The 588-nt window shown below is 65.1% G+C and carries 1 protein-coding gene; it reads left to right on the top strand.

Features of this window, described 5'->3' with window-relative positions:
* A partial coding sequence (locus tag A6A05_RS05975; protein WP_172822152.1) for a transposase occupies positions 1 to 205 on the top strand: 205 nt, incomplete at its 5' end.
* Positions 206 to 588 lie beyond the last annotated feature (383 nt).

The raw sequence follows: 588 nt of genomic DNA, 5'->3' as shown, positions 1-588 counted from the left end.
GCTGATGCTCACCCTCCGTGACGCCATCCCCAAGACTCATGCCCTGGCCAACGCGGAGTTCACCACCATCCGGCTCCGGCTGCTGAAATTGGGCGCCCGCGTCATCGAGACCGCCTCGCGCATCCGTCTCGCCTTCGCCGCAGCCTGCCCCGAGGCTGCCCTGATCCGCCACCTCGCCTCGGCGCTGATGCCCGCCGGACCGTGACCGACGGGGCCGTCATTGCCCCGATCAATCCCGCCCGACAACTCCAGACCCCGTCCGCCTGCCCATCACATCACCCAGACGACCGAAAGGCCGTCGTGGTCAGACGCCCCAAACGTCAGGCGACTACGGGGGCATACAATTCTGAGCGCCCTGGTGAATAGGACGGGCTAGAGCGGATTTCGAACGCCATGAATCGTGGGGGATTGAACGAAACCGCTGGCGCGGTATTGGAGCCTGATGTGACGTCGAAGGCTCCCGTCTGACAGGGTTGGTTTCCCGACCACCCTACAGACAGGAGGCCCCCGATGGCCGAATTGAGCCCTCTGCGTCGCCGCATGATCGAGGACATGACGGTCCGCAATCTTTCGCCGGCGACGCAGCGA

This window comes from Magnetospirillum moscoviense, assembly GCF_001650635.1.
GTDB lineage: Bacteria > Pseudomonadota > Alphaproteobacteria > Rhodospirillales > Magnetospirillaceae > Magnetospirillum > Magnetospirillum moscoviense.
Note: the sequence above shows the minus strand (reverse complement) of the source record. Positions and strands in the feature narration are given on the sequence as shown.